Below are 9,016 nucleotides of genomic sequence, written 5' to 3'. Positions count from 1 at the left end.
TGGCTGTCTTCCAGAACCACAGGGAAGTTCTCGAAGAAGTTGGGCAGACGACGCACCTCGAGATCACGACCCTGGCTATCGGTGAAGGACACGTGTCCGAGCCAGCCGGTGGGCAGGCCATCACCGTTCACCATCGGACCCACGCGGAACAGGCCGCCTTTGGCAGGGCTGTTGCCGACGTAGTCGTAGAAGGCGAGCTTCTCAGGAATCTGGGCGTAGGCCTGTTCCTTGGTGGCACCGTTGTCCAGAGCGGTCTGAACGCGGCGGTTGATCTCGGTCTTGAAGTAACCCTGGTCCCACTGGTAGCGGGTCGGGCCAAAGAGTTCGATCGGGGTCGCTGCAGCGCCGTACCACATGGTTCCGGCCACGATGAAGGCGGCAAAGAACACAGCGGCAATGGCGCTGGCGAGAACGGTCTCGATGTTGCCCATCCGAAGAGCCTTGTAGAGGCGCTCGGGCGGACGGGTGGTGATGTGGAAGATGCCGGCAATGATGCCGACGATGCCTGCGGCGATGTGGTGGGCAACGATGCCACCGGGGTTGAAGGGGTTGAAGCCCTCAGGTCCCCAAGAGGGTTGAACCGCTTCAAGGTGGCCGGTGACGCCGTAGGGGTCAGAGACCCACATACCGGGGCCGAACACACCGGTCAGGTGGAACGCACCAAAACCAAAGCAGCCAAGGCCAGCCAGCAGCAGGTGGATGCCGAAGATCTTGGGGAGGTCCAGAGCAGGCTCGCCAGTGCGAGGGTCCTGCCAGATCTCCAGATCCCAGTAGGTCCAGTGCCAGATGGCGGCCAGCATCAAGAGGCCACTAAAAACGATGTGAGCAGCTGCCACACCTTCGAAGCTCCAGAAGCCGGGGTCAACACCGGTGGCACCGGTGATGCTCCAGCCGCCCCAGCTATCCGTCACGCCCAGGCGAGCCATGAACGGCATGACGAACATGCCCTGGCGCCACATGGGGTTGAGCACCGGGTCGGAGGGATCGAAGATGGCCAGCTCATAGAGCGCCATGGAGCCGGCCCAGCCAGCAACCAAGGCAGTGTGCATGAGGTGCACGGCGAGCAAACGGCCCGGGTCGTTAATCACGACCGTGTGCACCCGATACCAGGGCAATCCCATGGGGGTCAGGTCCGAGGAAACAATCCAGCCTTCCGCTTCAGAAAACCGAAATCGGAAGTCAGCGCGATCAGGGTTTGCCAGCGAAAGCCAGCAGACACTTGATCCGTGCTCGCGATCGTAAGGGGTTCAGCTGACGGAACGTTTTGATCGCCGCCGAGCTGAAACGTGCCGTGACGGGAAAACGACGCTGGGGCCCAAAGGCGTGGCCCCACCCGCGGCGGCGCGGTTACAAATCGCAATCCATTCCCTCAGAATGGAGGAATTCCGAACCTCCAGCCATGCCCGTCATTCGTTTTGTTCGCGAGGGGCGGGATGTGGAGTGCTATCCGGGCGAGAACCTGCGCGAGGTCGCCCTGCGCGAGGGACTTGAGCTCTATGGCCTGAAAGGACAGCTCGGGAACTGCGGCGGCTGCGGGCAGTGCATCACCTGTTTTGTTGATGTGGTGGGCGAAAGCAGTCCCGGCAGCCTCAGTGGCCGGACCGCCGTCGAGGAGCAGAAACTGCGCCGCCGTCCCCAGACCTGGCGCCTGGCCTGCCAAACCCTGGTCCAACAATCGGTGCTGGTGCTGACCCGGCCCCAGGTGCGTTTTGGGGACGCCGAGGCGCGCATCGCTGCGGCCAAAGCCAGCCCTCTACCCGCCGGACCCACGGCCTGGCCCGAGCCGGAGCCCCAAGACGAGGACAGCCTGGAATCCGCTGAGGACGCCGAAAGCACAACGAGGGATGAAGAGGCCTGATCAAGCCCCGTTGGCGGTGATACGGTCACCGAGCTCAAGACTTTTGCGATGGAAACCAACGACCTCGGCTTCGTCGCCAGCCTGATGTTCGTGCTGGTTCCGACGGTGTTCCTGATTGTTCTGTACATCCAGACCAGCAGCCGCCAGAGCTGACCGCTCCAGTTCAATGGTTCCGAAAAACCCTGGACGCATCCATGTGATGCATCCGGGGTTTTCTTTGTCTCAGTTCTGAATCAGCAGCAGAACAGCGAAAACCCCCTAGGGCCTGGAGTCCTAGGGGGTTTCTTCTTACTCGAGTCAGCCGCGACTGCAGGCGGCTACTGACGCCCTTCGGGTTCGCGCACCAGAAGAACCGGAGCCGGTGCATGGACCCTGATGTAGTCACTCACCGAGGACCCGAGCAGACGATCGATATCGACCAGCCCGCGGGCCACCAGGGGACGACGGTCCTGCGAAGCAATCACGACCAAGTCAGCCTTGTGCTCTTCAGCGGCCTGACAGAAGCCGCGTCCGATGTCACCGGTGCCGTGGATCGCCTTCATCTCCACACCAAAGCCGCGGGCGCGCTGGACAGCCTTATCGAGCAACTCGTCGGCAGGGGTTGAACCGCCACGGGACGGCGCGATGTCCTGGCGGCTGATGTGAACGCCGAGCAGGCTGCTGCCGGGCACATCGCGCACTAATTCACAGGCCAGCTTCAGGGCATCGTCGCCAACGCCAGTGCCATCGATCGCCACCATCACGCGGTTGATGTGACGGACATAAAGGTCGTCACGCACCAGCAACATCGGGCGAGTCGAGAGCTGGAAGACGTACTGGCTGGCGCTGTTGCTCAGGATCGACTGGAGCCGGCCCAGGCCCCGCGAGCCCATCACGATCAGGTCGGCATCAAGCTCATCGGCCACCTTCAAGACCGTTTGCTTGGTGTCGCCCTGGCGAATGATCGTGTTGACCTCCGAAGGATTCAGCCCCAGCCGCTGAACGGCTTCAGCAACAATTCCAGCGGCTTTTTGGGAGTGCTCGGCATAGTCCTGACCAGCCTGCTCAGCGACGACATGGAGCAGATTGATGCGGGCCTGACGCACGGTTGGAATGTCGCGCAGCATGCGCACCATTTCCTCAACGTGACCTTTGCCTGAATCGGCGATCAGAAGATTGCGAAACACATCCCAGGAGCGCGTTGGGGCAGCCTATGGCTGAATTGCGCGCAACCTCGACTTGTGCCAGAGACCGTGACGGAGCAGCAACATGACCGCCCCTGGCGCCTCAAGCGCTCGGTCCTGCCGCAACACACCGACCATGCCGGAGTGATGTGGCATGGCAGCTACTTGGCCTGGCTTGAGGAAGCCCGGGTCGAAGCCCTCCGTCAGGCGGGACTGGCCTACAGCGCCCTCTCTGAGCGCGGCCTGGAACTGCCGGTTGTCTCACTGCAGATCGATTACCGCCAAGCCCTCCTTCATGGCGAGCACGTACAAGTGCTGAGCTGGGTTCTGCCGCAACAGGGGGTCAAGCTGCCCTGGCGCAGCCAGTTCATCAAGACGGACGGCAGCGTCGCCGCCGAGGCGCGCGTGGAGCTGGTCCTGGTGGACCTCAGCCAAGGCCCAGGGCAGCGGCGATTGCTGCGCAGGGCACCTGAGGATCTGCGCGAGGCCCTCGCGCAACTCAGGGCAGGCCCAGGACCAGACTCAACCGTCTCGCTATAGTACAGACGTACTGCAGCGATTCAGGTGGGTCAGCTCGTTCATGCCCCCTTCTGCGCCAGCCAGGAGCGAGGGCGGCCCCTCAGGATCCACTCGGGGGAGACCTCCCGGCTCTGGCGATCGATCTGGAGCCGCTGTCCCGGTGTGGGCCGGCGGCGGCTGGAGCAACTCGAAGGCCTGTTTGGAAGCCTGCATCAGGCTTGGCAGGCAACCGGCCAAGAGCTGGAACACGCCCTGAGCGGAACGCAGATCAACGCCAGAGATCTGCAGCGCATCGAGCTCTATCGCCAACAGCTCGGGCCAGCCCCCCTGAGCGATCCACCCACCCCCAATGAACGGCGTCGGTGGGGCGGCCAGCGCTGCCTCATGCCTGGAGATCCCGCTTTTCCACGGACTTTGGGTGAGATCGATCAACCCCCTCTGGCCCTGCATTGGGCCGGGCAAGGGAGCATCTGGGCTCCGCTGCGGCAGCGCCGCGCCGTTGCCGTCCTCGGAACCCGGCGCCCGTCGAAACATGGGCTCGCCATGGCCCAGGCCATTGGCCGAGCCCTAGCGCAGGCGGGATGGCCGGTGGTGGCTGGGCTATCGGAGGGCATTCAGGCGGCGGCCCATCAAAGCTGCCTCCAGGCGGGTGGAACGCCGGTGGCTGTCCTTGGAACACCGATCAATCAGTCATCGCCACGGGGGTTAGCCGGGTTGCAACAAGACATCTCAGCCCAGGGGCTGCTGCTCTCCGAATGGCCTGAGGGGACGGCATCACGGGCTGCCCATTTCAGCTTGAGACAACGCCTGGAGGTGGGCCTGGTGCAGGCCCTGGTCCTGGTCGAATGCCCGCAGCAGAGCGCAGCACTCCACACCGCGGAGTTGGGCTGGGCGCAAGGGATTCCACTTTGGGTCGTCCCCGCCGATGCCGGACGCAGCAGTGCGGCAGGCAGCAATCGCCTGCTGGCCAGAGGGGGAACGCCCCTGCTGGATCCAGCGGACCTGGTCAAGCATCTGGGATGTGGGCCGAGGAGCAAGCCGGTTCGGCCGCCGATGCCAAGGACGCACGCGACGTTGCTGCAGCGCGAGGCGGCCCTCATGGGAGCCCTCGGTCAGGGTGCAACGCTTGAGCAGCTCTGCCATTCACTGCGGCTGTGCCCGGTGGGAATCAGTCAACGGCTGCTGCAACTGGAGCTGGCCGGATTGGTACGCAGCGCACCGGGGCTGTGGTGGCATCCCTGCTGAGACAGGGCTTCATAGGCTGATCCAATGGCTGAGTTGCTCACGGCTAAGGCAGTGCTGAGCTGGAGGCAGGCGATGCTCGGCCAGGGAGGCGAGAGCAGCGCGCTCGATTGGCTACTCGATCTCAAAGGCGGGCTGCGCTGGCAGCAGTTACAGGCGCTCAGGCTCTACCCCGAATCCAAGATTGAGTTGGAGCAGGACCTCGGCACGCTCGAGCAGATCTGGAGTCAACACCTCGAGCAGGCCATCCCCCTTCAGTACCTCGTTGGCCGCTGTCCCTGGAGGGACATCGAACTCGAAGTCGCACCAGGCGTGCTGATCCCTCGGCAAGAAACTGAAGTGCTGGTTGATCTGGCCTTGGACTGTGCCAAGGGAGATCAACTGGGTTCAGCCCCGCACTGGGCGGACCTCGGCACTGGCTCGGGCTGCATCGCCATCGCTCTGGCGAAGGGACTACCGAACGCCCAGGGGTTCGCCGTCGATCGTTCTGCCGAAGCGCTGCGTCAGGCAGAGAGGAACGCCAGAGCAATCCTGGGCTCGGCCTGCCTGGACTTCAGAGAAGGTGACTGGTGGGACGCGATCCGAGATCAGTGGGGCCAGCTGGATCTGGTGGTGAGCAACCCGCCCTACATCCCGGCTGCGGTCTGGGCGCAGCTCGAACCTGTGGTGCGTGAGCACGAGCCCGAACTTGCACTCAATGGGGGCAGCGATGGCTTGGAGGCCCTACGAACCATTGCTGGCGGAGCAGCACTTGGCCTAGCGCCAGGGGGATGGCTACTGCTTGAGCACCACTACGACCAGAGCAAGGCTGTACTGGAGTTGCTCGAAGCGGCTGGACTGGTGAATGTGCAGGCCCACAAGGACCTTGAGGGAATCCAGCGCTTCGCCAAGGCGCAGCGGCCGCTCCAACCAGAGCAGAACCGGCCATGAACCAATCCCTTGAGGCCGGTCAATTCGCCGCTGAACTGCAGCAAGGCCAAGCCGGGGTCTTCCCGACGGACACCCTGCCGGCGCTGGCCACCAGACCAGAGCACGCCTCGCTGCTCTGGACAATCAAGGAGCGGCCTCAAAACAAGCCGGTGATCCTGATGGGTGCTGATGCTGAACAGCTCTTCAGCAACCTGGGGATGACGCCTGAACCGAGCTGGTTGCGGCTAATCGAACTGCACTGGCCCGGAGCCCTGACGCTGGTGGTACCGGCTGAAGGGGAGCGGCTGGAGCAACTCAATCCGGGGGGATCAGCCCTGGGCCTTCGCGTTCCGGCCTGCGAGCAGGCCCGAGACCTGCTGCGATTGAGCGGACCCCTCGCCACCACGAGCACCAATCGCTCGGGAGAAGACCCCTGCACAAGCGCTGAAGAGGTGCAGGCGCGATTCCCCCAGTTGCTGCGCTTGGCCCCCGAACCCTGGCCAGCGCCCTCGGGGCAGGCCAGCACAGTGATCGCACTGGAGCCAGGAGGCGGTTGGCGCTTGCTGCGCGCTGGTGCTGTGATGCCCCAAGAGCTCCTGAGCTAAGCGGCCATGGCTTGGTTGCCCCTCCTACTGGTGGTCCTGCTGAGCCTGCATCAATGGCTGTTTCAGCCCCTGCTGGTGCTCAGCGCTGCTGTCTTTGAGCTGAGGCCACTGCCTTGGCTGATCCTTGCTGGCCTGGCCTGGCTGCTCGCCGGCAACGGACCGACTGCGAAGCATTAGGTCAGGCCCCAAACCGCGAGAGAAGCCAAAAAAAAGCCCCCGGCTGAGCCGGGGGCGCTTGGTCGTCCCTCAAGGGATGCAAGTGTGCGGGTGATCGCTATGGATCAGCCGAACTTGCCAGAGGTGGAAGCGATCAAGAAGGCGGCGTAGGTCACGAAGTAGCCCACGGTGAAGTGAGCCAGACCAACCACACGGGCCTGAACGATCGAGAGAGCCACAGGCTTGTCGCGCCAGCCCACCAGGTTGGCGAGCGGGGTGCGCTGGTGAGCCCAGACGATGGTCTCGATCAGTTCCTGCCAGTAACCGCGCCAGGAGATCAGGAACATGAAGCCGGTGGCCCAGATCAGGTGACCGAACAGGAACATCCAGGCCCAGACGGCGAGGTTGTTGCTGCCGAACGGGTTGTAACCGTTGATCAGCTGAGAGGAGTTGAGCCACAGGTAGTCGCGGAACCAGCCCATCAGGTAGGTGCTGGATTCGTTGAACTGAGCCACGTTGCCCTGCCAGATGGCGAGGTGCTTCCAGTGCCAGTAGAAGGTGAGCCAACCCACGGTGTTCAGGGCCCAGAAGACAGCCAGGTAGAAGGCGTCCCAGGCACTGATGTCGCAGGTACCGCCACGGCCGGGGCCGTCGCAGGGGAAGGAGTAGCCGAAGTCCTTCTTGTCGGGCATCAGCTTCGAGCCACGGGCATCCAGAGCACCCTTGACCAGGATCAGGGTGGTGGTGTGCAGACCCAGGGCGATGGCGTGGTGCACCAGGAAGTCACCAGGGCCGATCTGCAGGAACAGATCGTTGCCACCGTCGTTGATGGCGTTCATCCAACCGCCCATGTAGGCGGCGCTGGCATTGCTAGCGGCGCTAGCGCCATTGGAGAGGAGCACGTCGAAGCCGTACATGGCCTTACCAGAGGCGGCCTGCACGAACTGTGCGAAGACGGGCTCAACCAGGATCTGCTTCTCGGGGGTACCGAAGGCAACAACCACGTCGTTGTGGACGTAGAGGCCCAGGGTGTGGAAGCCGAGGAACAGGGAGACCCAGCTCAGGTGGCTGATGATCGCTTCTTTGTGCTCGAGCATCCGAGCAAGAACGTTGTTCTTGTTGGCCTCGGGGTCGTAGTCACGGATGAAGAAGATCGCACCGTGAGCGAAGGCACCGCACATCAGGAAGATGGCGATGTACTGGTGGTGGGTATAGAGGGCAGCCTGCGTCGTGTAGTCCTTGGCGATAAACGCGTAGGACGGCATCGAATACATGTGCTGCGCCACCAGGCTGGTCACAACGCCCAGGGAAGCCAGGGCCAGACCGAGCTGGAAGTGGAGCGAGTTGTTGATGGTGTCGTAAAGACCCTTGTGGCCAGCGCCCAGGTCACCAGGGGTGCCGTTGGGGGGGTTGTGAGCCTCGAGGATCTCGCGGATCGAGTGACCGATACCGAAGTTGGTCCGGTACATGTGACCGGCGATCACGAACAGACAGCCAATCGCCAGGTGGTGATGGGCAATGTCGGTCAGCCAGAGGGCCTCACTTTGGGGGTGGAAACCACCGAGGAAGGTGAGGATCGCGGTGCCAGCGCCTTCTGAGGTACCAAACACCTGATAGGCGGTGTCGGGGTTCTGGGCGTAAACGCCCCAGTTACCAGTGAAGAAGGGAGCCAGGCCTGCCGGGTGAGGCAGCACGTTCAGGAAGTTGTCCCAACCCACGTGTTGACCACGGGATTCGGGAATGGCCACGTGAACCAGGTGACCGGCCCAAGCGATGGAGCTGAAGCCGAACAGCACCGCGAGGTGGTGGTTCAGGCGGGACTCAGCGTTCTTGAACCAGGCCAGGGAAGGCCGGAACTTGGGCTGAAGGTGGAGCCAGCCAGCGAACAGGGCCCAAGCCGACAGGATCATCATGAAGATGGAACCCTGGTACAGCTCGGCGTTGGTGCGCATGCCGATCGTGTACCACCAGTGGTACACGCCGGAGTACGCAATGTTCACCGGGGAGGAGGCGCCTGCCTGGGTGAAGGCAGTGATGGCGCCTTGGCCGAAGTGGGGATCCCAGATCGCGTGAGCGATGGGACGGACATGCAGAGGATCGGCGACCCACTGCTCGAAGTTGCCCTGCCAGGCGACGTGGAACAGGTTGCCCGAAACCCAGAGGCCGATGATCGCGAGGTGACCGAAATGGGTGGAGAAGAGCTTTTGGTAAAGCTTCTCCTCCGTCATTCCGTCATGGCTCTCGAAGTCGTGAGCCGTGGCGATCCCGTACCAAATACGACGGGTTGTCGGGTCCTGTGCCAGACCCTGGCTGAACGAAGGAAATTTCGTTGCCATTGGGAAAGGTCAGGAGAGGTCAGCCGACCGCAATGATGCGGGCCAGGAAGAACGACCAGGTGGTCGCGATGCCGCCCAGCAGATAGTGGGCAACACCAACGGCACGGCCCTGGGTGATGGAGAGCGCCCGCGGCTGAATGGCGGGAGCAACCTTCAGCTTGTTGTGAGCCCAGACGATGGACTCGATCAGCTCTTGCCAGTAGCCGCGGCCACTGAACAGGAACATCA

At 63.1% G+C, this 9,016-nt stretch carries 11 protein-coding genes; 7 read left to right on the top strand and 4 right to left on the bottom strand.

What is annotated here, in order from left to right; all coding sequences use genetic code 11:
* A partial coding sequence (gene psbB, locus QZ184_RS08235; protein WP_296419007.1) for a photosystem II chlorophyll-binding protein CP47 occupies positions 1-1,121 on the bottom strand: 1,121 nt, incomplete at its 3' end.
* A 278-nt stretch (positions 1,122-1,399) separates the two neighbouring features.
* On the opposite strand from psbB, the gene QZ184_RS08230 reads away from it, so the two are divergent.
* Both QZ184_RS08230 and psbM read left to right on the top strand, forming a co-directional pair.
* Positions 1,400-1,858 carry a 2Fe-2S iron-sulfur cluster-binding protein gene (locus QZ184_RS08230; protein ID WP_247476233.1) on the top strand — a complete coding sequence of 153 codons (459 nt, stop codon included), beginning with the start codon at positions 1,400-1,402 and terminating at the stop codon, positions 1,856-1,858.
* Positions 1,859-1,906: 48 nt separating this feature from the next.
* Positions 1,907-2,011, top strand: a complete 105-nt coding sequence (gene psbM, locus QZ184_RS08225) for a photosystem II reaction center protein PsbM (protein WP_010314676.1) — start codon at positions 1,907-1,909, stop codon at positions 2,009-2,011.
* A gap of 164 nt (positions 2,012-2,175) precedes the next feature.
* Here psbM and QZ184_RS08220 read toward each other — a convergent pair whose 3' ends face one another.
* Positions 2,176-3,024 carry a universal stress protein gene (locus tag QZ184_RS08220; protein WP_247476235.1) on the bottom strand — a complete coding sequence of 283 codons (849 nt, stop codon included), beginning with the start codon at positions 3,022-3,024 and terminating at the stop codon, positions 2,176-2,178.
* Between the two features lie 66 nt (positions 3,025-3,090).
* On the opposite strand from QZ184_RS08220, the gene QZ184_RS08215 reads away from it, so the two are divergent.
* The 5 genes from QZ184_RS08215 to QZ184_RS08195 are packed head-to-tail and all read left to right on the top strand — an operon-like array spanning position 3,091 to position 6,473.
* Positions 3,091-3,561, top strand: coding sequence for an acyl-CoA thioesterase (locus tag QZ184_RS08215; protein WP_247476237.1), 471 nt, complete (start codon positions 3,091-3,093; stop codon positions 3,559-3,561).
* Between the two features lie 24 nt (positions 3,562-3,585).
* Positions 3,586-4,785 (top strand): DNA-processing protein DprA, encoded by a 1,200-nt coding sequence (locus QZ184_RS08210; RefSeq protein WP_296419004.1) that lies wholly within the window; start codon positions 3,586-3,588, stop codon positions 4,783-4,785.
* 24 nt (positions 4,786-4,809) lie between these two features.
* Positions 4,810-5,712 (top strand): peptide chain release factor N(5)-glutamine methyltransferase, encoded by a 903-nt coding sequence (prmC, locus tag QZ184_RS08205; RefSeq protein WP_296419001.1) that lies wholly within the window; start codon positions 4,810-4,812, stop codon positions 5,710-5,712.
* Positions 5,709-6,296, top strand: a complete 588-nt coding sequence (locus QZ184_RS08200) for an L-threonylcarbamoyladenylate synthase (protein WP_296418999.1) — start codon at positions 5,709-5,711, stop codon at positions 6,294-6,296. The genes prmC and QZ184_RS08200 overlap by 4 nt, the downstream gene beginning before the upstream one ends.
* A gap of 6 nt (positions 6,297-6,302) precedes the next feature.
* Positions 6,303-6,473 carry a hypothetical protein gene (locus QZ184_RS08195; RefSeq protein ID WP_296418997.1) on the top strand — a complete coding sequence of 57 codons (171 nt, stop codon included), beginning with the start codon at positions 6,303-6,305 and terminating at the stop codon, positions 6,471-6,473.
* Between the two features lie 104 nt (positions 6,474-6,577).
* On the opposite strand, the gene psaB is transcribed toward QZ184_RS08195, so the two are convergent.
* Both psaB and QZ184_RS08185 read right to left on the bottom strand, forming a co-directional pair.
* Positions 6,578-8,788: a photosystem I core protein PsaB gene (gene psaB, locus QZ184_RS08190; protein WP_010314661.1), complete on the bottom strand. Its 2,211-nt coding sequence runs from the start codon at positions 8,786-8,788 to the stop codon at positions 6,578-6,580.
* Positions 8,789-8,807: 19 nt separating this feature from the next.
* The coding region (locus QZ184_RS08185) for a hypothetical protein (RefSeq protein WP_296418992.1) at positions 8,808-9,016 on the bottom strand (209 nt) is incomplete at its 5' end.

The sequence above is a fragment of the Vulcanococcus sp. DEBay_Sum22DG08_74 genome (assembly GCF_017852955.1).
Lineage (GTDB): Bacteria > Cyanobacteriota > Cyanobacteriia > PCC-6307 > Cyanobiaceae > Vulcanococcus.
The sequence above is the reverse complement of the archived record's forward strand: the minus strand, read 5'-3'. Positions and strand labels throughout refer to the sequence as shown.